A 21,673-nucleotide genomic window follows, 5' to 3' on the forward strand; every position below is an offset into this window, starting at 1 on the left:
TAAGATAAGCATTTACAACTTGCTTTTTAAACTCAAAAGAATATTTGGACATAAAAATACCGACCTCCAATTGTTAGATTTTATGGTCTAACTTTTGGGGGTCGGTACAAATAACCATTCAGTCTTCCTTCTTTATTACCATCTTATTTTAGTAACTAAATATCGCAGACAAGTGATTGATGATGAAATATCTGATTATGCCAAAGCTACTTTTGAAAGAATTTCAGAATCGTATCATATTACTTTAGTTGAGTGGAATCATGACAAAGATCACATTCATATTATGTTCAAAGCTCATCCTAAAACAGAATTAACAAAATTTGTAAGCGCTTATAAAAGTGCCAGCTCAAGATTGATAAAACGTGACTTCCCAAGAGTCAAACAATTTCTTTGGGAAGAGCAGTTCTGGTCTAAAAGTTTTTGTCTGTTGACGACTGGTGGAGCACCAATTGATGTGATTAAGAAGTATATATAGATAGTAGGTGAATCTTATGGAACAACTAAAAGCATATAAATTCAGAATCTATCCAACAGAGGAACAAGAAATCTTCTTTGCCAAAACTTTTGGTTGCGTTCGTAAGGTCTACAATCTAATGCTTAATGATCGAAAAAAAGCATATGAAGAAGTTAAAAATGATTCTTCTAAAAAAATGACTTTTCCAACACCGGCTAAATATAAGAAAGAATTTCCATTTCTGAAAGAAGTCGATAGCCTCGCTTTGGCCAATGCCCAACTTCATTTAGATAAAGCATACAAGAATTTTTTTCGGGATAAATCTGTTGGCTTTCCACGTTTCAAAAGTAAGAAAAATCCTGTTCAGAGTTATACAACGAATAATCAAAATGGTACAGTTGCTTTGATTGATAGTAAATTCATAAAAGTTCCTAAATTGAAATCATTAGTAAGAATTAAGCTTCATAGACAACCAAAAGGGATGATTAAATCTGCTACAATATCACGGCATTCTAGCGGTAAATACTATATTTCTTTGTTATGTAAAGAAGAAATTAGCGAGTTACCTAGAACCAATTCTGCCATTGGTATTGACTTAGGTATTACAGATTTTGCGATTCTTTCAGATGGACAAAAAATTGATAATAATAAATTCACGTCCAAAATGGAAAAGAAATTAAAACGTGAACAACGCAAGTTATCTAGACGTGCCTTATTAGCTAAGAAAAAAGGTATTCCTTTATCTGAAGCTAAAAATTATCAAAAACAAAAACGCAAAGTAGCTAGATTGCATGAAAAAGTAATGAATCAACGTACTGATTTTCTGAATAAGTTAAGTACAGAAATTATCAAAAATCACGATATTATCTGTATTGAAGACTTAAACGTAAAAGGTATGTTGCGAAATCATAAATTAGCAAGAAGTATTTCTGATGTATCTTGGTCTAGCTTTGTGGCTAAGTTGCAATACAAAGCTGACTGGTATGGACGTGAAATCATTAAAGTGAATCAGTGGTTTCCGTCTAGTCAGATTTGTTCAGAGTGCGGACATAAAGATGGCAAGAAATCGCTCGATATTCGAGAATGGACTTGCCCTATTTGTCATACTCATCATGACCGTGATATCAATGCTAGTATCAATATTTTGACCGAAGGTCTAAGAATACAAACATTGGCTTAGGTACAATCAAAAACCGTAGGAACTACGGGGATAGCTTGGTAAATAAGAGAAACCGCTGTTAGTGAAGAAATAAGCTATCAAGTATGCTCTATTCCCAAGAAGCTCCCACTTCAAGCGTTAAGAACCGTTAGGTTTAGCTAAGTGGTGAGTAGTTCACTAACCTTATGCGTTTATTTTATTGTATACGGTGAACGGATGTAATCGTTTTTGAAATTTTTTCTCGCTTAGTTGGTATTTTCTGACTAAGCTTTTTTATTTGCTTGTTTTTGCCTTAGATTGGTGATTCATTATTAGGGAAAATATTTATACCTTGGCGCACTTGAACCTCATTTTGGGACATTTTGTACTGCTATCTACATAGGACATGATCACATTCGAATAAGCGGTTTTGAAGATGTTTATTGATTTTTGTTTGTTAAGGACTTAAAATTGTGATAAAATACCAAAGACAAGGCGTTTTTAGCAAGACACCAGATTAATAGGAGGAAATTTTTGTGAAGATCACATTACTATATGGTGGACAAAGTGCTGAACATGAGGTTTCGATTTTATCAGCATTTTCCGTCTTAAACGCAATTTACTATGATTATTATCAAGTTCAATTAGTGTATATTACCAAAAATGGTCAATGGGTAAAAGGACCGTTATTAACACAAAAACCTGAAAGCCAAGAAGTCTTGCACTTAACTTGGGAAGGTGAAGGTAAAACGGGTCAAATTATCAACCCAGGTGCGATTAAAGAAGAAGGGACAATTGTTTTCCCACTTTTACATGGACCAAATGGCGAAGATGGGACGATTCAAGGATTTTTAGAAACTTTGAAAATGCCTTATGTCGGTACAGGAGTTCTTGCCAGTGCGTGTGGCATGGATAAAATCATGACCAAATATGTCTTACAAGCAGGAGGCATTCCACAAGTGCCGTATGTTCCAGTGTTAGCCATGCAATGGAAACAAAATCCACAATTAATCTTTGAACATTGCGAAGGTTCCTTATTATACCCAATGTTTGTCAAACCGGCGAATATGGGTTCAAGCGTGGGAATTTCTAAGGCTGAAAACCGTGATGAATTAGAAGCAGCTTTAAATGAAGCATTCTTATATGATACACGCGTGATTATCGAGCAAGGAATTGAAGCCCGTGAAATCGAAGTTGCTGTTTTAGGTAATGAAGATGTTCGTACGACTATGGCGGGTGAAATTGTTAAAGATGTCGCTTTTTACGATTATAATTCAAAATATATCGACAATAAAATTGTGATGCAAATTCCAGCACAAGTACCTGATGAAGTGCAACAAAAAGCACAAGAATATGCCAAAAAAGCTTATACGATGCTTGGTGGCTCAGGATTAAGTCGTTGTGATTTCTTCTTAACCAATAAGAACGAATTATTCTTAAATGAATTAAACACAATGCCTGGATTTACACAATTTAGTATGTATCCAAGCCTTTGGGAAAAAATGGGCTTACCTTATGGCGATTTAATTGAAGAGTTGATTCAATTAGGCTTGAACCGCTTTAACCAACGTCAAACCTTAATTACAGAAGCTCCCGATGGCGATAAATTGTAAAATCAATATCCCAAACACCTTTGCAGCCATCTTGCAGAGGTGTTTTTCATTGAAAGTTAGCAGGTGACTATTTAGTAACCTTAACAGATTGGAGACAAAGAAAAATGAAATTAACAATTAAAGAAATAGCACAAGTCTTGGGGATTTCTGGCATAGTAGATGAGCGAGAAATTTCTAGCGTGGAGTTTGATAGCCGTAAAATTGAAAAAGATGGCTTGTTTGTACCACTTCCTGGAACGCGCGATGGTCATGATTTTGTCCATGCAGCAAAGGAAAATGGTGCGATTGTCACTTTCTGGCAAAAAGATAGAGTAGAGGTGCCGAGTGATATAGTGGTTTTACCCGTTGCCGATGTCACGAAAGCTTTTCAGACACTTGCCCAGTACTATAAACAAAAAATTGCTCCAAAAACGGTGGCAATTACCGGTTCAAATGGGAAAACGACCACCAAAGATATGACAGCTAGTGTGTTAGCGCAAAAATATCGTACCTATAAAACCCAAGGCAACTACAATAATGATTTAGGTGTACCTTATACGATGCTTCATATGCCAGATGATACAGAAGTGTTAATCTTAGAAATGGGAATGGATCATGCAGGTGAAATTCATTTTCTAAGTCAACTAGGGCAACCAGATGTGGCGGCTATCACTTTAATTGGAGAAGCGCATTTAGAAAATTTAGGTTCACGGAAAAATATTGCTAAAGCGAAAATGGAAATTGTGGACGGCCTAGCGAAAGATGGCGTGCTTTTTGTGCCAGCAGATGAACCTTTACTCGCAGACTTGATTGCGCCTCTTAGTCAAGAAGTACAAACATTTGGCTTGGCACAAGGCGATTTACAAGCAGCTATTACTAATGAAACTAGTGAAAGTACTTCTTTTGTAGTCGATGAAGAAACTTTTGTCATTCCAGTTTTAGGCGGGTATAATGTCAAAAATGCTTTAATTGCTTATGGTGTGGGTCGTTATTTAGGACTTTCCCGCGAACAAATCAAAAATGGTTTGGCTCAAGTGGAATTGACCAAAAATCGCACACAGTGGTTACAAGCAAAAAATGGGGCAAAACTCTTAAGCGATGTTTATAACGCCAATCCAACAGCTATGCATCTCGTGCTTGAAAGCTTTGGTCGACTGACTTTACCAGGTCGCCGAATTGCGGTATTAGCTGATATGTTGGAATTAGGTCCGGATAGTTTAGCGATGCATGCAAGTATGGCTGATGCAATTGTTGGCCATTACGATTTTGTCTATCTTTATGGCGAACAAATGCAAGCACTAGCCAATCGTCTAACTGAATTGAATGTGCCTCATGCTTACTTTATTCCAGCACAACGACAAGCCTTTTTAGAACAAGTGAAACAAGAAATAAAACCAACAGATAGTGTCATTCTGAAAGGAAGCAACGGCATGCAGCTATCTGAATTAGTCGCTCTTCTAACTGAATAATCAAGAAACGCTCTAGCTATAATGCTTAGAGCGCTTTTTTATGCTTTCAATGCGTGAAAATCATCAAAAATAGGCAGCTGTGTTATAATTAAAGAAAAAGAAAATGAGAGGTGATGTGCGTGAAATCAATCGTAATTACAGGTGGTGCGCGTGGGATTGGCCGTGCCTTGGTTCAACACTTTGCAAAGAATTGGCAAGTTTTTGTCATGGATATTGATGAAAAGGCTTTAGCTGATTTACGGCAGAATGTGGAAGAAAATGTGCATTTGTTTACTGGAGATTTAGCTAATGAAGAGGATTTGACCCAGTTTGTGGATTTTGTCTTAACTCAGTCGGAAAAAATCGATGCCTTTATTCATGATGCTGCAATCGATCGTAAGGGACTGCTTTCGGGTGCGAGTGCGAATGATTTACTGGAGGTTTTGAAGGTGAATGTAGTCGCGGGTTATGCTTTGATGGCGGCTTTTCAAAATCATTTTACACAAGATGGTGCAGCAATCTTTTTATCCTCTACGCGAAATCATCAAAGCATGCCAGATAATGAAACCTATGTGACTTCCAAGGGCGCGATTTTATCAATGGTGCATGCTCTAGCCAATAGCTTAGCAGGAAAGGTCCGCGTGAATGCGATTAGTCCTGGTTGGATTGAGACCAGAGATTGGCAAGTTCCAAAAGAAGCAGTCGTGCTCTCACGTGAAGACCATGCGCAACAATTAGTGAGACGAGTAGGTGTACCAGCCGATATCGTGGCGATGGCGGAGTTTTTACTCGATACACAAAAAGCCGGTTTCATTACTGGACAAGAAATGATTGTCGATGGCGGCATGAGCAAACAAATGATTTATCATGAAGAATTTGGCTGGACGTATCATGAATAAGCTTTCATTATTTTTTTGAATAGTTGCTATAAGGGAAGAAAAATGTATAAATGAAACTTTGTGATAAAATAGACTTGTAAGAAAAATTGAGAGAAATAATATATAGAAAAGAAGGAATGAATCATGAAAAAAACAAGTCGTCGGGTCGTAGTAGTAGGTACAGGTTTTGTCGGTACAAGTATTGCTTATTCTATGATTAATCAAGGCATCACCAATGAATTAGTGTTAATTGATGTCAATAAGGAAAAAGCAGAAGGAGAAGCACTTGACCTTCTAGATGGCGTTGCATGGGGTAGTCAAAATGTCAATGTTTGGTCTGGAGATTATAGCGATTGTAAGGATGCAGATATTGTTGTAATTACGGCTGGTGCGAATCAAAAACCAGGACAAACACGTTTAGAATTAGTCGATATTAACGCCAAAATCATGAAATCTATTGTAACTGAAATTATGGCGAGTGGTTTCGATGGTTCTTTAGTGATTGCTTCTAATCCTGTAGATGTTTTGACGTATATCGCTTGGCAAACTTCAGGACTTCCTAAAAATCGCGTCATCGGTACTGGTACGACACTAGATACTACTCGTTTTAGAAAAGAATTGGCTTTACGTTTACACCTTGATCCAAGAAGTGTGCATGGCTATATCATTGGTGAACACGGTGATAGTGAAGTGGCTGTTTGGTCGCATACCACAGTGGGTGCCAAACCAATTTTAGAATACATTGTGAATAATGAACATTTGAATGTTGATGATTTAGAAGGCATTGCGGAAAAAGTGAAGAATGCTGCTTATGAAATCATTGACCGTAAAAAAGCGACTTATTACGGAATCGGTATGAGTACTGCAAGGATTGTGAAGGCCATTTTGAATAATGAAAATACGATTTTACCGGTTTCGGCTTATTTAAACGGTGAATTTGGTGAAGAAGATATCTTTACCGGGGTGCCTGCAGTGGTGAATCAAGAAGGTGTGCGTGAAATTATCGAACTCCGCCTAGATCCAAAAGAAAAAATTCAATTTGCTAAATCAGTCGCACAATTGCGTGAAGTTTTGGCTACGGTGAAGGATTAATCAGAATTGAAATGAGAATCTACTGAGAAATTAGATGAAAAAACTTGAAAACTTGCTGAAAGTTTCAAAGTGTGGTATGCTACTTGGTGGAAAAGTGCAATGAAACAATTGGCAAAGAATTTATTGTAGGAAGTAGAACTTTCTAATAGATAGATAATTGGGCTAAGATCTTTATCCTAGCCCTTTTCTTTACGTATAGACCCATGATTTGGCAGTATTTGTCAATCGTTTTATCGCCTAAAATTTAAATAGACTAGCGGGATGCTAAATGAACGTCTATTTAAGCGAGTGTTTACTCAATTTAGGAGGATTTATTTGAAATTTACAGAACTTAATTTATCAGAAGCATTATTATCTTCAATCGAACGTAGCGGATTTGAAGAGGCAACCCCAATTCAAGAAGCGACTATTCCTTTAGCTTTAGAAGGTCGCGATGTTATTGGACAAGCCCAAACAGGTACCGGGAAAACCGCTGCCTTTGGTTTGCCGATGTTAGAAAAGATTGATCCAAACAATGCGCAATTGCAAGGCTTGGTCATCGCGCCCACTCGTGAATTAGCGATTCAAACCCAAGAGGAATTATATCGCTTAGGTCGTGATAAAAAGATTCGTGTGCAAGCTGTCTATGGTGGTGCGGATATTAACCGCCAAATCCGTCAATTAAAGAATCGTCCCCATATCGTTGTTGGGACACCTGGTCGAATGCTAGATCATATCAACCGTCACACATTAAAACTTTCAACTGTGCAAACGCTGGTCTTGGATGAAGCAGATGAAATGTTAAACATGGGATTTTTAGAAGATATCGAAGCCATTATCTCTAAAGTACCTGAACAACGTCAAACGCTATTATTCTCAGCAACGATGCCACCAGAAATCAAAAATATCGGTGTGCAATTCATGCAAAATCCAGAACATGTACGGATTAAAACGAAAGAAATGACCGCTGATTTAATCGAGCAATTCTTTGTACGTGCAAAAGAATATGAAAAATTTGATATCATGACCCGTTTATTAGATGTGCAAACACCTGAATTAACGATTGTCTTTGGTCGTACGAAACGCCGTGTGGATGAATTAGCGAAAGGTTTAGAAGCACGCGGCTATAAAGCAGAGGGAATTCACGGAGATTTATCTCAGCAAAAACGAATGAGTGTCTTACGTAGCTTTAAAAATGGTGATTTAGATATCCTAGTCGCAACAGACGTGGCCGCTCGTGGTTTAGATATTTCTGGTGTGACCCACGTTTATAACTATGATATTCCACAAGATCCTGAAAGCTATGTTCACCGGATTGGTCGTACAGGTCGTGCCGGTAAGATGGGTGTGTCTGTCACTTTTGTCACGCCAAACGAAATGAGTTACTTACACGTCATCGAAAACTTAACCAAAAAACGCATGACACCATTACGTCCACCAACCGAAAAAGAAGCCTTCAAAGGTCAATTAGGCCAAGCGATGGAAGAAATTGAAGCGAAAATGGATGAAAATGGCTTGGAACGTTACATGCAAGCGGCTGAAGAATTGTTAGAAGAATATTCTGCACAAGATTTAGCAGCATTATTAGTCAAAACAATTGCCAAAGACCCAGCCGATATGGTTCCAGTTAAGATTACCCCAGAACGTCCATTACCACCTAGCAAAAAAGGCTTTAATAAAAATAATCGTCGTGGGGGCAATTCACGTAATCGTCGTGACTACAACCGCGATGGCAAATATGGTCGCAATAAAAAAGACTATGGTAAAGACAAACGCCGTGAAAATCGCAAAAACAATAAAGGTGAAAAGAAACGTGGCTTTGTTATCCGTAGTAACCATTAATCAATAAGACATTTAACCAATTCAGTTTACCTGGTATAAAAAGGTTAGCTGGGTTGGTTTTTCTCATTTTTAGGTAATATTTTGATGTTTTATTGAGAAGTAGTGGGAGTTATAGGGATTTAGTTCATAAATTACTCTTAAATTTTCAGAATGTTTTTTGTTTTTTTAAGAAAATTTTGGTAGAATGGGTGTAGTTTTGAAGAAAGTGAGAGAAATATGATTCAAGGGATTGGCATCGATGCGGTGGAGTTAGATCGTATCCAAGAAATAATTGAAAAGAAATCCAGTTTCATCCAACGGGTATTGACTTCCAATGAATTAGCGATTTTTGAAGGTTTATCGTTGAAACGCCAGGTGGAATTTTTAGGTGGTCGTTTTGCGTGTAAAGAAGCCTTCTCCAAAGCTTGGCACACTGGTATTGGTGCAGTAGGCTTTCAAGATATCGAAATCTTACGCGACGATAAAGGTGCGCCTATCGTGACCAAATCGCCTTTTGATGGAGAAGTATTAGTGAGTATTACCCATACCCGCGATACAGCCTTTGCGCAAATTCTCTTACAATCAGGAAAGAAGGAATAACAATGCAGGCTTCTTATTATCGCCCGACGAGAATTACTGTCGATTTGTCTGCGATTAAAGAAAATATTGAATTACATAAGCAAAAATTAGCTTTGGGTCAGTCGATTTTTGCCGTAGTGAAAGCTGATGCCTATGGACATGGCGTACTTCCAGTTGCAAAGGCGGCAATCGAGGCTGGTGCTGTGGGCTTTTGTGTAGCTACCTTAGATGAAGCCCTAGAATTACGTACAAATGGATTTTTAGAACCGATTATTGTTTTAGGTCCGATTGATTATGAAGGGCTGAAATTAGCAAGTGAATATGAAATCAGTATTCCAGTAGTGGATTTGGATTATTTAGATGGATTAATTGCTAAGGTACAAACTTTATCATTATCGAAACCATTATTATTACACTTGGCAATCGATAGTGGGATGAGTCGGATCGGTATTCGCACCAAAGAAGAATTACATCAAGCAGAAGCAAAAATATCCGCTCATTCAGATTTACTTTTTGAAGGAATTTTCACTCATTTTTCAACAGCTGACCAAGAGGATGATAGTTATTTTAAACAGCAGATTTCAATGTTTAAAGCCTTACTCGGTTCATTATCTCAACAGCCTAAATATGTCCATGTGGAAAATAGCGCCACGACACTTTGGCACGAGACTTTAGGAAACATCGTACGCTTAGGTATTTCAATGTATGGTTTAAATCCATCAGGTAAAGCGCTTGAATCACCAATCACTTTACGTCCAGCTTTATCTTTGACTTCAGCGTTAACCCAAGTCAAGTTTGTTAAAAAAGGAACAGGAATTGGCTACGGGAAAACTTATGAGGCTCAGCAAGACGAATGGATTGGAACAGTGCCAATTGGTTATGCGGATGGCTTTATTCGAAAATACCAGGGTTATCAGGTACTAGTAAATGGCCAATTATGCGAAATTGTTGGCAGAGTATGTATGGATCAGATGATGATTCGTTTACCAGAACAAGTCGCGCTTGGCAGTAAAGTAACGATTGTCGGACGCGATGGCCAACAAGAACGAACTTTACAAGATATGGCAGATTACGTGGATACGATTCATTATGAAGTGGCGTGTCTTTTATCGCCGCGTATTCCAAGAGTCTATATAGAAGAAAAGAGGTAGACCATGATTCGCAGAGGAGACTTATTTTTTGCGGATTTATCCCCTGTTACGGGCTCTGAACAAGGTGGGGTGCGCCCAGTCGTGATTTTGCAAAATGATACGGGTAATTTTCATAGTCCAACGGTAATTGTGGCAGCTATTACCGCGAAAACTTCGAAATGCAAATTACCGACACATGTAGAAATCACTTCTCATGCGGATAACCTAGACCGCGATTCAGTTGTCTTAACAGAGCAAATTCGCACCATAGATAAATGTCGCCTGAAAGAAAAAATTGGTTCCTTAGATGTCGAACAAATGCAGCAAGTCGATTATGCCCTAAAAATCAGCTTAGGACTCATCCCTTGCCACGCATGCAAAACCAAAGAAAAACAATAACAGGCTAGTGGAAGGTCGTAAATCGGCTCGATCAGCCATGAGCGGATAAGTTTGTCCAGAACGTCGGGAAAGTCCGAAAAGAAAAGACTTTCCTAGACGAGCTGGCTTATACGCAAAGTGGCTAGTCGATTTACGCCGTATAGAATAAAGGATGTGAGGCGGGTCGAACAGCTCCAAGCAGCTAAGATTGTCCGGAATGTCGGGAAAATCCATTATGTTTTAAGATTTTCCAAGACAGGCCGGCTTAGATGCACAGGAGCTACCCGCCGAACACAGATTAAATAAAGGTCGTAAATCGGCTCGATCAGCCATGAGCGGATAAGTTTGTCCAGAACGTCGGGAAAGTCCGAAAAGAAAAGACTTTCCCAGACGAGCTGGCTTAGATGCACAGGAGCTACCCGCCGAACACAGATTAAATAAAGGATGTGAGGCGAACTTGATCCACATCCATAATAAAGAATATGTAAAGAGCATCTGTATCACGTTGTGGATAGCGCGATACGGATGCTTTTTTGATTAATCAAATTTTGGATAAATAGCTACACGATTTTCCTGAATGGGAATAATTTGAATCGCTTGCTCGTAAAAGTTTTGTAAGTTATCGGGTTGCATCAATAAATCGAGTGGACCTTGGGCAAAAATTCGACCTTGTTTGAGCATCAATAATTGATTTAAACTATCAGGTAATTCATCAATATGATGGGTAACAAAAAGCAAAGTAGGTGCCTCTGGTGTTTCCATTAATTGATTGATAAAACCTAAAAATTGTTCTTTCGCAAATAAATCCAAGCCATTGCACGGTTCGTCTAAAATCAAAAGTTCAGGTTTACTGATTAAGGCACGGGCGATTAAAACAATTTGCTTTTCACCTTGAGAAAGTACTTGAAATGGTTTGCCGATTAAATGTTGGGCATGCAATTGAACTAAAATTTCTTTTGCCTGTTCCAATTCGCTTTTCTTATATTCTTGATAGATGCCAAAGCTTGCAAATTTTCCAGATAAGACAATTTTTTCAGCACTTTCATATTGAGGAATGCGTGTTTGCATGTGATTGGCAATCCACCCAATTCTCTTATTTAATTCAGGAATAGAGGTATGACCGAATGTTTGACCAAGCACGGTTAATTTACCAGTTGTCGGCCAAAGATTTCCAGTAATTAATTGCAAGAGTAGTGATTTTCCGGCACCATTTAGTCCTAAAATCCCCCAATGCTCGCCTTTTTTGATTTGCCAATTGATATCTTGGAGTAAAGTCAGTTGATTTCGAATTAAAGAAACATCTTCAAAAGATAAAATCATGTGACCACACACCTTTCTATTTTTCTTCCTTTTATATTTTTAAATTATAGCGCAACAAAAAGAAATTGCAACGGTAGTAAAACTTATGAATATAGATTGAAAACGATTTAAAATTCGCTATAATAAAGATAACGAAAGGGTGGTTGTATGTTGGAATTGTGGCAAACCTTATTGAGTAAATGGCGTTTAGGCGAAAAAGTGCATCAAGGGATTACCTATCGCTTGGTGAGTAAGTCTTTTAATCAGTATGAGTTGAGTAAAATTATCATTGGTCCATGTGGGGAAAAGAATTATCATCCACGGATTATGATTGAAGAAATTGATGGTCGACCAGTGGCGCAGAGCTTAATTGATTATGAAGTTACTCCGATTTTGAATCTAAAACGTGAAAATGATGAAGAACAGATTAATCAAGCTTTTGTGCAATTGATGGAAGAATTTATAGCCATTGCTTAAAGTTTGGCAGAAGTTTATTAGATTTTTGGTCCTATCAACAGAATTTTCGCTTGCTACGAAGATTAGGGACTAATGAGGCGATGATTCGGCGTTCTTTGTTCCACCAGTTAGCACTATATTTCTATTTGCCATTAATTGGTGCAATATTAGAAACTGGAATTGCCTTACTCTTTTTGAGAGAGATTGAAGGAAAAAGTAAAAGAACCATCCTCTCCTTTTTGGGAGAGTGATGGTTCTTTTTAGTCATTATGAGCTCGTAACGCACTGATAATAGCGACGACATCTACCACTTCTTGGAACATGGCACCAATAAAGGTTGGAATCAATCCAAATGATGCGATAAACATTAAGACAACACACACTGCAATCCCAATGAGCACAGATTGTTGGGCAATTTTTACGGTATCTTTAGCAATCGTAATACTTTGGGCGACTTTGCTAAAATCATCTCTTAAAATGACGACATCTGCAGTTTCGCTGGCAGCCGTTGCCCCGTGAGCCCCCATTGCAATCCCGACACTCGCAGTGGCAAGCGCAGGAGCATCATTAATTCCATCGCCAACCATTGCCGTTAATCCGTGATTTGCAATGGTTTTTTGGATATGGCTAATTTTTTCTTCGGGTAGACATTCAGCAAAGACATCTTCAGTATCAATGCCGACTGCTTTGGCCACTTTTTGGGCAGCTAATTTTTTATCGCCTGTTACCATAATTAAGTGTTGTATTCCTAGATTGCGCAGTTGTTGAATCGTCTGTTTAGCTTCTGGACGTAATGTATCAGTAAAGGTAAAGTGACCGAGATATTGACCATTTTGTGCGACAAAGACACTGGTTTTATTGGTCAAATCTCGAGGAAGCCCCGTTTGAATCAGACTACTTTTACCAATCATATAAGTATGGTTCTCAACACTACCTTTAATTCCTTGCCCTTTGATTTCACTGATGGCATCAATTGGTAAGAATTCAATATGTTGATTTTTGGCTTCTTGGACGATACTTCTAGCTAAAATATGGGTAGAGTTTTGTTCTAGACTTGCTACAATTTGTAAAAAATCAGTTGTTGAAATAGCATCAGTATGCGCAATATTTTCAACTTTCAATATTCCTGAAGTGATGGTTCCTGTTTTATCAAAGGCAATGTTTTTTAGGTGAGCCAGTTTCTCTATTGCTGTTCCGTTTTTAACAACAATTCCATGCCGGCTTTCACGACTCATCCCAGCCACGAAAGCAATCGGCGCTGCTAAAATTAACGGACATGGAGAAGCAACGACCATGACTTGTGCAAAACGAATGGGATCTTTACTTAAATACCAAGCAATTCCACCTAGAATATAAGCAAGTAAAGTGAATGGAATGGCATATCTATCTGCCATTCGGACAAAGCTTGCTGGCGTTTCACTGGATTGTTGCACCAGTTGCACCAAGCGTTGGTACTGACTATCTACGGCTAAATGCGTTACTTTTAAATGTAAACTGACATCCCCATTGATCGCTCCTGACATCAAGTTTTCCCCTTGTTTCTTTTCAACAGGAATGGATTCACCTGTTAAGGAAGCTTCATTAATGGTTGCTACTTCATCTAATAATTCCCCATCGATTGGAATCATTTCATTAGGTTTAACGACAATTGTTTGCCCCACTTTAATTTTTTCTAGTGGATAGTCGACTAATTCTTCCTCTTCAATCACGTGAGCAATTTCAGGTGTTTGGTCGAGTAAGCTTTGTAATTCTTGGTTTGCTTTTTTTCCAGCATAATTTTCCAATGATTCGCCACCAGTAAGCATGATAAGGACGACTAAGCTGGCCCAATATTCACCAACGATTAGTGTTGAGACAATAGCTGTAATTGCTAAGATATCGACGCCAAAATTTCCTTGACGCAAAGTTTGAATCATTTCAATAAACATCGAAAAGGCAATGATACTACTGATAACGGTCACGATGACTTGTGCTGCTAGCTCTTGATGAAAAACAAATTGCAAAATAAGTGCGATTACGCCAATTAGAATAGTTATATATAATTTTTTTTGATCAGACATTTTTCTTCCCCTCTTTCACCTTGAGTATAGCATCAATCAAACTTAATTGATAATTAAATAACCTAATTGAGAACGATAATCGTTGATATATGTAATTGATAATCTTTTTCAATTGCAATTATTTTAAATTAGGTTTAAACAAGCCAAACCATACAAAATTTGGTAAAATAAAACTAAGGATGTGAGGCGACTCGATTAGCTACGAGCGGATAAGTTTGTCCAACACGTCGGGAAAGTCCGAGAAGTAAAGACTTTCCCAGACGGGGTGGCTTATACGCCGAAGTAGCTAGTCGCCGAACACAGATTAAAACTAAGGATGCGAGGCAGCTTGGGAAGCCTCGAAGAAATTCGTGTGCTTACCTACCGCTGAGAAAATCGGATGAAAGGAGATTTTCACAAGCGGGAGGGCGAATTTCACAATGTCTAGCTGCCGAACACAGATTAAACAAAGGATGTGAGGCGGGTCGATTTGAGATGAGTTGCTAAGATTGTCAGAATTAATAGAAAAAAGTAAGATGTGCTTTTTTAGATAGTAATTATAATGAATAGATAAAGAATAAGCGAGGATGTGATAACGATGAAAACAATTAGAGCAATCAAAGAACTTTACCTGATGGATTGGCGTCGAATTTTTTCCGTTCCTACAGCGGTATTCTTGGTGGTAGCGATGCTGATTCTACCTTCACTGTATGCTTGGTTTAATATCAAAGCTTTGTGGGACCCTTATGGCAATACGAGAGATTTACCAATTGCGGTGTATAGTGCGGATGCTGGAGTGAATTTAGAAGGAAAGAAAATTGATATCGGTCAAATGGTCAGCGAACAGCTCCATCAAAATCATCAATTAGGCTGGACTTTTGTGAAATCCAAAGACGTTTTAGAAGATGGGGTTCGTTCAGGAAAATATTATGCTGGCATTTATTTACCAAAGAATTTTTCCAAAGATTTAGTCAGTTTTATAGGTGGAACGATTGAAAAGCCTGAAATAGAGTATTTTTACAATGCTAAAATCAATGCCATCGCACCTAAAATAACTGATAAAGGCGCCTCAACATTACAAAGTGAGATTACGGATAATTTTATCGCAACTTCTAGTCAAATTTTAGCCGAAACGATGAACAAAGCCGGTGTTTCCTTAGAGACCAACTATGGCGAAATTGAACATTTAAGTCAATTATTGATGAAGACTAACGACAATTTAGCGCAAATGGATGCGTATGTGAATCAGTTAAAAGATTTACAACAAAAATTACCTGAAATTAAGGAAAAATATGCTTTAGCGCAAAAAGTTCCGAATTATTATCCAGAAATCAATCGACTGGCAGATAAATTAATCGCTGTCAACCAACATACCAATCAGCTAGATCAGGTAGGACAGACGCTTTTAAAGGTGCAAAAACAATTGCCAGCTATTCAACAGGTGCCTAACCGTTTAGATCAATTAAATCAAGATTTTTCCAAAGTGCAGCCAATTTTAACTAAGAGTATAGAAGAGGCGAAGAGTGCGATAAGTTTAGTAACTCAAGTGCAAGGGTTAGTACCAACGATTCAAGATTTTAATGACAAATCGAATCAATTACTAACAGACTCGGTTACAGGTGTCGAAAAATTCCAGGAAGCTTTGCCAAGTATTGAAAATAGTTTAAATCTGCAATTACAAACACTTTTACTCTTTTCACAAACCATGAGCAGCTTTTTAGACCAACTTAGTCAAGATTTGCAAGTAGTTGATCAAGCGCAACTTACCCCTGAGCAACGCCAACAACTACAAATGCTAGTCACAAAAATAGATGAACGAGTGAATCAAACGAAACAAACGATCGAAAAACAAATCCAATATTTAGAAGTACTAGGGAAAATTACGGGTAAAGATTTTAGCCAGTCTATCAGTCAATTAAATCAATTGTTAGCCAAAATCACTCAAATGCAAGAAAAGGCTGGACAAATCAATGGCGTGCTTGCTAATTTACCAAATCAATTAACAACTGCACAGAAGTTAGTGAGTCAACTTCAAGGGATAAACAATGATTTTAACCGTATCTTGCAAGAAATTGATTTAACTGGATTAAGTAGCCAAATTAATGACACGTTAAGCAATCAATTATTGCCAATCCTTAAAGACAGCCAAAAAGTATTAGGTGAGGTTAGCCAAATTGACTTAAAAGATCTATTAGATAATACAAATCGCGTGTTAAATCAAGGTATTCAAATTTTAGAAACAGTTTCTACGGATTTACCTAGTTATCAACAAAAACTTCAAGCAGCTAACCAACTTGCGAAAAGTCATATGGGCGAATTTACGAATGGTGTGAATCAAGCAGTGCAATTCTATCAAAATGATTGGCCACAAACCAAACAAAAATTGGCCCAAGCAAGTCAATTTGCACAACAAGATTTGCCAGTGATTGAAAGAGATTATCGACAAGCACTCAAACAAATTGATGCGAAAATGCCTGAATTAGATCAAACCATTCAGCAGGTGAATACGTTTATCAATCAAGATTGGCCAGTGGTACGTACAGCCATCCAAAAATCAGCGCAAGCCTTGCAAGTAGGCGAAACCAAATTGCCATTGGATGAACTAATCGAATTGTTGAAAGTGAATGCTCAAAAAGAAGCAGATTTCTTCAAAGAACCAGTGAAGTTAAAAACAACGGCCTTTTATCCAATTAAGAATAACGGTTCGGCTAGTGCACCGTTTTATACTGCACTTTGTCTATGGGTGGGCTCATTATTACTTTCAAGTTTAGCAAGTACGAGTGTGTATCTGAATGACCGTCAAAAAGGCAAATATACTTTACGTGAACAATTCTTTGCTCGTATGCTCTCGTTCTTAACGATAGGACTCGGCCAAAGCTTAATTGTTGTACTGGGTAATCTGTATTTATTGAATGTCAGTGTCACAAATCCAGGTTGGTATATTGCGTTTACTGTCTTTATTGGACTTACCTTTATGTCGATTATTTATGTGCTTGTTAGTCTTTTTGGTAATGTCGGTAAAGGTCTGGGAATTATCTTGCTGGTGCTTTCGATATCCGGTGGTGGCGGAAACTATCCAATCCAAGTTTCCGGTGCATTCTTTAGATGGATTAATCCATGGTTGCCATTTACGTATGCGGTCAATTTATTACGAGAAGCAACAGGAGGAATTTACTTGAGAAATATGTGGGTAGATATCATCTTCTTGATTTGCGCTGGATTATTATTTGTCATTTTTGGCACCATCTTCTTCCCAACAAACGACGCCATGGTGAAAAAATTCAACCACCGCACCAAAAACAGCCACTTCTTTCACTAAGGATGTGAGGCGGGTCGGTCAGCTCCAAGCAGCTAAGGTTTCCTTAACTTATGAAAAACGACGAAATGCATTTTATTGTGTATTTCGTCGTTTTTTGGTATTCGTGATATTTTGTGGTACAATGATGGGGCGATTAATAGAATTAGAAAGTAGGAAAAATATGTTAACAACAGAAGATTTTGATTTTGATCTACCTGAAGAACTGATTGCGCAAACCCCGTTAAAGGAGCGGACAAGTTCTAGATTGTTAGTGATGAATCGCCAAACAGGAGAATTAACTGATAAACATTTTTACGATATTATTGATTATCTGAATCCAGGCGATGCTTTGGTAATGAATAATAGCCGAGTATTACCAGCTCGCTTACATGGCGAAAAGGTCGAAACTGGCGCACACTTAGAAATTTTGCTTTTGAACAATACAGTCAATGATGAGTGGGAAGTCTTAATTAAACCAGCAAAACGTGCCAAAGTCGGAACAGAAATTTCTTTTGGTGATGGTCGATTGAAGGCAGTCGTTAAAGAAGAATTAGATCATGGTGGTAGAATAATTGATTTCAAATATGATGGGATTTTTCTTGAAATATTGGAATCATTAGGAGAAATGCCACTACCTCCATATATCAAAGAACGCCTAGAAGATCCTGATCGTTATCAAACAGTTTATGCCAAGGAAAATGGCTCAGCAGCGGCACCAACTGCGGGGCTACACTTTACTAAAGATTTATTAGCCAAAATCGAAGCTAAAGGTGTGAAATTGGTTTATTTGACACTTCATGTTGGTTTAGGGACCTTTAGACCAGTGAGTGTGGATAATATTGCAGAACATGAAATGCATAGTGAGTTTTATTCATTAAGCCCTGATGCTGCACAGACGCTCAATGAAGTGAAGGCGAATGGGGGTCGAATTGTTGCGGTAGGTACGACTTCTATTCGTACTTTAGAAACGATTGGTAGCAAATTTGATGGAAAAATTCAAGCAGATAGTGGTTGGACCAATATCTTTATTACACCAGGATATGAGTTCAAAGTAGTGGATGCTTTTTCTACTAATTTTCACTTACCTAAGTCAACTTTAGTGATGTTAGTGAGTGCTTTTGCGGGTCGTGAACAAGTGCTTGCTGCTTATCAACACGCCATTGAAGAAAAGTATCGTTTCTTTTCATTCGGCGATGCAATGTTCATTTTTTAAGTCAAAATAAAACGGGGAAGCTGCTCATTGCCTCCCCGCTTTTTTAATGGAAATCATCCGGTTCAATAAGATGTTCTTTTTTTGCCAACTCATTATAAAAGACTGCTTTTGTCATGTACATATAAGGATTAAGCCATAAATAACCAAGCCCTAGAGTCATAAAACATAAAATTTGCCAGCCGATGAAACTTAAATCTAAGACGAAATATTCAAACTTATGGCCTTTCATCATTTGCTCGCTGCGTTTCAGACATTCAAGTAAATCAGGACGTTCTCCGGTTTTTTCATAAAGATCATAATAGACAAATTCAGCCTGAGAGTAAGCGTAACCTTTGATAACACCCGGAATGATTAGTAGCAAACTCCATCCTAAAAGAAAAATTCCTCTTAAAATGTACAGGCAAAATAAAGGAATGAGATGCTTTCTAGAAATTGTCTGAAAGCCATCGTTGATAAGACTGATTTGTGTTTTTTTGCCACGACTCAGATTAATAAAAGTCCAAAAAATCGCAGTTAAAAGATAAAAACTAATTAGATCTACAAAACAACTTGAAGGTAAATCAGAGAAATCTAAAGAATAAGATAATACAGAATCAAAGGAGCGGTTTTGCAATAAGCTAGAATGAATCATAGCGTAAACAGTACTAGCTAAAAAGCCAGTGTAAGTAATACCAATGGATAATAAAGTTGGAATGAGGCAGATTAAAATCGCTTGCGTATAGCGCCCTTTGAGTAAATATTTCGCTTGTAGTTTTAGTTCAGCACGAGACATGAAATCACTCCTTTAAAGACATTATAGCAAAAAAAGTTTTCAAAAAATACTGAAAGTTATTCATGCTTTTTAGTTGCAAACGGTTACAACTAGTGCTATACTATCATTGTAAGGGAGGAAAGAAGCTGAGAGATAAAAGTAAATAATCAATAAAACACCCAAGATTTACTACTAATAATGGAAAAGGCGTCGACTATATAGCACGCATGAAACAAAAAAGTAAAAGAGAAAGTAGTAGCAAGAGCAACAAAATTTGTTAAATCTACAAGATTCACCTAAAGTGTATGCAAAGTCAACTTGCAATGTAGTGTAAGAGGTACGCAGTGAGAAAGTTTATTAGTGCCCGAATAATTTTAGTGTAGAGATTGTAAATGAAACAACGATTTGTAAAAAGCAAGGACTTTGCTACCAATCATCTCAGCTCGGCCTTCTAATTAGGACTCGGTTTATCCGGGTCCTTTTTTTGCACTTGATTCAGTCAATTGTTTGTTTTATGATAAAGAAAAAAAGATTTCTTAAATGGAAAAGGTGAGAGAATGGGACAAACGAAACCTTATGGCACTGTTTTGATTAAGGCGGCAAAAATTATTGATTGTATTGCTGAAAATCCCCATATCGGCTTACAAGAAATAGCTCATCAATGCCAAATGACCATGCCTACAACTTTAAAAATTTTAGATACATTAAATTTAATAGGTTATGTCAAAAAAAGCGAAGAAAAAACCTATCAATTAGGGGCAAAACTAGTACGTTATGCCAATCAGAATATCGAACAAATTGATTTGATTGAGCAAAGTTTGCCTCACTTGGAAAAACTACAAGAAAAAATTGATGAGACAATTCATTTGGGCGTTTTAAGTAATTCTGAAATTTATTACGTCAATAAATTAGAACCAAAATTTCAGTCAATTCGTATGTCATCAAAAGTTGGGATTAGTCGCCCACTATATAGTTCAGCGATGGGCAAGGCAGTTCTGGCGATGATGAGCGAATCTGAAGTGGATAGTTATTTAGAGACAAATGAATTAAAGCCATTTACCGTAAATACAATTACAAATCCACTAAAATTAAAGCAAGAATTATCAGAAATTAGAGCGAGTGGGATTGCTTTTGATAATGAGGAAATGGAAAAGGATATTTTTTGTATAGGTACTGCATTGATGAATAAGGGACAGATCGTTGGGGCGATGAGTATTAGTTTACCTAAATTCCGTGTAACAAATAGCTATCAAGAGAAGGTCATCCAAGCAATTTTAGAAGCAAAGGCCGATATTGAAAAAGAATTAAAATAATATACATAATTAGATGTTGAAGATTTGGTCATGGTGCTAAGTCTTCTTTTTTTTATGTGGAAAATTATTTAATAAGATCCCTTTCAAATATTTTGATTTTGCGGTATACTCTACTTGTATTTCTAAAAGGTAAATTATAATTTCCAAATAAGAAAGAGTGATAGAGATGAAACGTGTGGATATTCTAAACAAGCTGGCTAATTGTGGTGTCATTGCAGTGGTTCGCGGTGATTCAGCACAACAAGCAATCAAAGCAAGTGAAGCGATTGTTGCAGGTGGCATGAAAGGAATCGAATTAACCTTTACAGTACCAAATGCGCAAGAAGCCATCCGTACTTTGTCTGAAAAGTATGCTGATGATGAAGAAGTGGTAATCGGTGCAGGTACGGTTCTGGATGCTACGACTGCTCGTTTAGCGATAATGGCAGGTGCAGCATTTATTGTAAGTCCTTGTTTTGATATAGAAACAGCCAAAATTTGCAACCTATATCAAATTCCTTACCTACCGGGATGTATGACTATTAATGAAATGAAGGAAGCCTTAAAAGCGGGTGCAGATATCGTGAAATTATTCCCAGGATCTGCTTTTGGTCCGAAAATTGTTGGCGCATTCAAAGCACCATTGCCACAGTTAAACATTATGCCGACTGGTGGTGTGAGCTTGGATAATATGGCGGAATGGTTCAAAGCAGGTGTCGTTGCTGTCGGTGTGGGCGGTAATTTATTAGCACCTCTAAAAAATGAAGATTATCCTGCAATTACCAAAGTAGCGGGACAATATATGGCTAAATTACAAGAAATTCGCGAGGGATAGT

Annotated in this window: 18 protein-coding genes; 15 read left to right on the forward strand and 3 right to left on the reverse strand. The window is 37.6% G+C overall.

The window, feature by feature from the left end; all coding sequences use genetic code 11:
* Window positions 1–94 precede the first annotated feature (94 nt).
* From tnpA to ACTQZM_RS06040, 10 genes are all read left to right on the forward strand, one after another.
* Entirely contained in the window at window positions 95–475 is a 381-nt protein-coding gene (gene tnpA / locus ACTQZM_RS05995; protein ID WP_441653197.1) for an IS200/IS605 family transposase, read from the forward strand.
* 16 nt (window positions 476–491) lie between these two features.
* A complete protein-coding gene (tnpB, locus tag ACTQZM_RS06000) occupies window positions 492–1,634 on the forward strand; it encodes an IS200/IS605 family element RNA-guided endonuclease TnpB (RefSeq protein WP_441653198.1) in 1,143 nt (380 codons plus the stop codon).
* Window positions 1,635–2,128: 494 nt separating this feature from the next.
* Window positions 2,129–3,205 (forward strand): D-alanine--D-alanine ligase, encoded by a 1,077-nt coding sequence (locus ACTQZM_RS06005; protein WP_113785251.1) that lies wholly within the window; start codon window positions 2,129–2,131, stop codon window positions 3,203–3,205.
* A gap of 104 nt (window positions 3,206–3,309) precedes the next feature.
* The gene (locus tag ACTQZM_RS06010) at window positions 3,310–4,653 is read left to right on the forward strand and encodes a UDP-N-acetylmuramoyl-tripeptide--D-alanyl-D-alanine ligase (protein WP_441653199.1); all 1,344 of its coding nucleotides are present in this window, start codon (window positions 3,310–3,312) and stop codon (window positions 4,651–4,653) included.
* A gap of 119 nt (window positions 4,654–4,772) precedes the next feature.
* On the forward strand, window positions 4,773–5,531 hold the full coding sequence (locus ACTQZM_RS06015) for an SDR family oxidoreductase (RefSeq protein WP_441653200.1): 759 nt from the start codon (window positions 4,773–4,775) through the stop codon (window positions 5,529–5,531).
* Between the two features lie 123 nt (window positions 5,532–5,654).
* Window positions 5,655–6,602 (forward strand): L-lactate dehydrogenase, encoded by a 948-nt coding sequence (locus ACTQZM_RS06020; RefSeq protein ID WP_248629322.1) that lies wholly within the window; start codon window positions 5,655–5,657, stop codon window positions 6,600–6,602.
* 315 nt (window positions 6,603–6,917) lie between these two features.
* On the forward strand, window positions 6,918–8,423 hold the full coding sequence (gene cshA / locus ACTQZM_RS06025) for a degradosome RNA helicase CshA (RefSeq protein WP_441653201.1): 1,506 nt from the start codon (window positions 6,918–6,920) through the stop codon (window positions 8,421–8,423).
* A gap of 216 nt (window positions 8,424–8,639) precedes the next feature.
* Window positions 8,640–9,002 carry a holo-ACP synthase gene (acpS, locus tag ACTQZM_RS06030; protein WP_441653202.1) on the forward strand — a complete coding sequence of 121 codons (363 nt, stop codon included), beginning with the start codon at window positions 8,640–8,642 and terminating at the stop codon, window positions 9,000–9,002.
* A 2-nt stretch (window positions 9,003–9,004) separates the two neighbouring features.
* Entirely contained in the window at window positions 9,005–10,132 is a 1,128-nt protein-coding gene (alr, locus tag ACTQZM_RS06035) for an alanine racemase (RefSeq protein WP_248625646.1), read from the forward strand.
* A gap of 3 nt (window positions 10,133–10,135) precedes the next feature.
* A complete protein-coding gene (locus tag ACTQZM_RS06040; protein WP_441653203.1) occupies window positions 10,136–10,510 on the forward strand; it encodes a type II toxin-antitoxin system PemK/MazF family toxin in 375 nt (124 codons plus the stop codon).
* Window positions 10,511–11,026: 516 nt separating this feature from the next.
* On the opposite strand, the gene ACTQZM_RS06045 is transcribed toward ACTQZM_RS06040, so the two are convergent.
* Window positions 11,027–11,809 (reverse strand): ABC transporter ATP-binding protein, encoded by a 783-nt coding sequence (locus ACTQZM_RS06045; protein ID WP_441653204.1) that lies wholly within the window; start codon window positions 11,807–11,809, stop codon window positions 11,027–11,029.
* Between the two features lie 147 nt (window positions 11,810–11,956).
* Between ACTQZM_RS06045 and ACTQZM_RS06050 the strand changes: the two genes are divergently transcribed.
* Window positions 11,957–12,265, forward strand: coding sequence for a hypothetical protein (locus tag ACTQZM_RS06050; RefSeq protein WP_287852920.1), 309 nt, complete (start codon window positions 11,957–11,959; stop codon window positions 12,263–12,265).
* Window positions 12,266–12,504: 239 nt separating this feature from the next.
* Here ACTQZM_RS06050 and ACTQZM_RS06055 read toward each other — a convergent pair whose 3' ends face one another.
* Window positions 12,505–14,304: a heavy metal translocating P-type ATPase gene (locus ACTQZM_RS06055; protein WP_441653205.1), complete on the reverse strand. Its 1,800-nt coding sequence runs from the start codon at window positions 14,302–14,304 to the stop codon at window positions 12,505–12,507.
* A 577-nt stretch (window positions 14,305–14,881) separates the two neighbouring features.
* Between ACTQZM_RS06055 and ACTQZM_RS06060 the strand changes: the two genes are divergently transcribed.
* Together ACTQZM_RS06060 and queA are read left to right on the forward strand one after the other, a co-directional pair.
* Window positions 14,882–17,602, forward strand: a complete 2,721-nt coding sequence (locus ACTQZM_RS06060) for a YhgE/Pip family protein (RefSeq protein ID WP_441653206.1) — start codon at window positions 14,882–14,884, stop codon at window positions 17,600–17,602.
* 160 nt (window positions 17,603–17,762) lie between these two features.
* The gene (gene queA, locus ACTQZM_RS06065) at window positions 17,763–18,794 is read left to right on the forward strand and encodes a tRNA preQ1(34) S-adenosylmethionine ribosyltransferase-isomerase QueA (protein ID WP_441653207.1); all 1,032 of its coding nucleotides are present in this window, start codon (window positions 17,763–17,765) and stop codon (window positions 18,792–18,794) included.
* 43 nt (window positions 18,795–18,837) lie between these two features.
* Here queA and ACTQZM_RS06070 read toward each other — a convergent pair whose 3' ends face one another.
* Window positions 18,838–19,566, reverse strand: coding sequence for a DUF975 family protein (locus ACTQZM_RS06070; RefSeq protein ID WP_113842945.1), 729 nt, complete (start codon window positions 19,564–19,566; stop codon window positions 18,838–18,840).
* A 536-nt stretch (window positions 19,567–20,102) separates the two neighbouring features.
* Here ACTQZM_RS06070 and ACTQZM_RS06075 point away from each other — a divergent pair.
* Together ACTQZM_RS06075 and ACTQZM_RS06080 are read left to right on the forward strand one after the other, a co-directional pair.
* Window positions 20,103–20,858 (forward strand): IclR family transcriptional regulator, encoded by a 756-nt coding sequence (locus ACTQZM_RS06075; RefSeq protein WP_287852911.1) that lies wholly within the window; start codon window positions 20,103–20,105, stop codon window positions 20,856–20,858.
* A gap of 166 nt (window positions 20,859–21,024) precedes the next feature.
* Window positions 21,025–21,672, forward strand: a complete 648-nt coding sequence (locus tag ACTQZM_RS06080) for a bifunctional 4-hydroxy-2-oxoglutarate aldolase/2-dehydro-3-deoxy-phosphogluconate aldolase (protein ID WP_243192045.1) — start codon at window positions 21,025–21,027, stop codon at window positions 21,670–21,672.
* Window position 21,673: the final 1 nt, after the last annotated feature.

Origin of the sequence: Enterococcus cecorum, from assembly GCF_052119425.1 — a bacterium.
GTDB lineage: Bacteria > Bacillota > Bacilli > Lactobacillales > Enterococcaceae > Enterococcus_E > Enterococcus_E cecorum_C.

Bases quoted from the DNA above. Each gene is read 5' to 3' on its own strand.
- tnpB (WP_441653198.1), top strand. From the start codon at position 492: ATGGAACAACTAAAAGCATATAAATTCAGAATCTATCCAACAGAGGAA.
- ACTQZM_RS06010 (WP_441653199.1), top strand. From the start codon at position 3,310: ATGAAATTAACAATTAAAGAAATAGCACAAGTCTTGGGGATTTCTGGC.
- ACTQZM_RS06020 (WP_248629322.1), top strand. From the start codon at position 5,655: ATGAAAAAAACAAGTCGTCGGGTCGTAGTAGTAGGTACAGGTTTTGTC.
- acpS (WP_441653202.1), top strand. From the start codon at position 8,640: ATGATTCAAGGGATTGGCATCGATGCGGTGGAGTTAGATCGTATCCAA.
- alr (WP_248625646.1), top strand. From the start codon at position 9,005: ATGCAGGCTTCTTATTATCGCCCGACGAGAATTACTGTCGATTTGTCT.
- ACTQZM_RS06040 (WP_441653203.1), top strand. From the start codon at position 10,136: ATGATTCGCAGAGGAGACTTATTTTTTGCGGATTTATCCCCTGTTACG.
- ACTQZM_RS06045 (WP_441653204.1), bottom strand. From the start codon at position 11,809: ATGATTTTATCTTTTGAAGATGTTTCTTTAATTCGAAATCAACTGACT.
- ACTQZM_RS06050 (WP_287852920.1), top strand. From the start codon at position 11,957: ATGTTGGAATTGTGGCAAACCTTATTGAGTAAATGGCGTTTAGGCGAA.
- ACTQZM_RS06055 (WP_441653205.1), bottom strand. From the start codon at position 14,304: ATGTCTGATCAAAAAAAATTATATATAACTATTCTAATTGGCGTAATC.
- ACTQZM_RS06060 (WP_441653206.1), top strand. From the start codon at position 14,882: ATGAAAACAATTAGAGCAATCAAAGAACTTTACCTGATGGATTGGCGT.
- queA (WP_441653207.1), top strand. From the start codon at position 17,763: ATGTTAACAACAGAAGATTTTGATTTTGATCTACCTGAAGAACTGATT.
- ACTQZM_RS06070 (WP_113842945.1), bottom strand. From the start codon at position 19,566: ATGTCTCGTGCTGAACTAAAACTACAAGCGAAATATTTACTCAAAGGG.
- ACTQZM_RS06075 (WP_287852911.1), top strand. From the start codon at position 20,103: ATGGGACAAACGAAACCTTATGGCACTGTTTTGATTAAGGCGGCAAAA.
- ACTQZM_RS06080 (WP_243192045.1), top strand. From the start codon at position 21,025: ATGAAACGTGTGGATATTCTAAACAAGCTGGCTAATTGTGGTGTCATT.